The sequence below is a fragment of the Pseudomonas sp. MD195_PC81_125 genome, assembly GCF_014060985.1.
In the GTDB taxonomy this organism is placed as follows: domain Bacteria; phylum Pseudomonadota; class Gammaproteobacteria; order Pseudomonadales; family Pseudomonadaceae; genus Aquipseudomonas; species Aquipseudomonas parakoreensis.
This window is the reverse complement of record NZ_JABULD010000787.1, coordinates 1-982: the sequence shown is the minus strand read 5'-3', so window position 1 is coordinate 982 and position 982 is coordinate 1. Positions and strand designations below refer to the sequence as shown.

Genomic DNA, 982 nt, shown 5'->3' with positions numbered 1-982 from the left:
TCGAACTCTAAAGTATTCATTGCTTGAACCTTGATAGATGGGTGGTTGGGACGTGCTCAGTGGGATGCGACGTGCCCGGCGGGATAACTCCATCCACCATCAAGGGGTTCAAAAAAAGACAACGCTGCCTCGATCTCAGCCTGAGCCTGAGTGATTTCGGCAGCGAAACGTTCACGTTCCGCATCAAGGAACACAAGAAGATCCGCCGTGTAATCGCGGAATTGGATTAGGCCAGGTTGGCAGGGGAATGGTCAGATTCGCTCTGGCTCACCAATGACTATAGTCGTTGATGACGCTTGCCGTAGTCGCTGAACGAATTTTCGGTACCCTCAAGTGCCAACAACACTTACGCGCTTATCTTGCTGCCATTTCAGGCGGCGCTTTAACACGATGATTTTGGCAGCTATTTCGCCACTTCAGACAAATCTACATCTGCTTTCTGGACGACAACGGCTGCCCGTTACGACAAGCAGAAACCGACCAGAGGCAGACACTGACACCGCCTTCAGGTCGACAGAATGAAGGTTGATATGGGAAATGCTCTGGACAAACGAGTCGTTGTCATTAGTGCCGGCATCGTGGGCGCTTCGCTGGCGTATCACCTGGCTGATAAAGGCGGGAATATCACCTTGGTTGAGGCTGAAGGTAATCAAAGATGCGGCTCGTGCAGCGATGGTGCTGTACCTAACGAATAGTCGAGATCGGTCTTCGGGAAGCTGAGCGGTAGCCTTTGCGAATATTGTCACTGACCGCTTTTGGCTGATAGCTGCCAGCCAACGTCAACTATTTCCAACTCAGCGCAAACACCGCATGGGATGGCGTTGGATTTTCTCCAGACGTCATTCAAGCCGTTCTTTCGCCATGGTCACGCCCGGTGTTCAAAATACCTGGTGGCTCCATCATCAGTTCGATGAGCGATGGAATTCACCGGTACTGAATTCCATCCGTTCATGGCGGCCGCTGGACCTGACTCAAGTGTGGC

General features: G+C 52.1%; 1 pseudogene. It reads left to right on the top strand.

Features of this window, described 5'->3' with window-relative positions:
- Nucleotides 1–530 precede the first annotated feature (530 nt).
- Nucleotides 531–644: pseudogene (locus HT737_RS31460) on the top strand (FAD-dependent oxidoreductase); the annotation flags it as partial.
- Nucleotides 645–982: the final 338 nt, after the last annotated feature.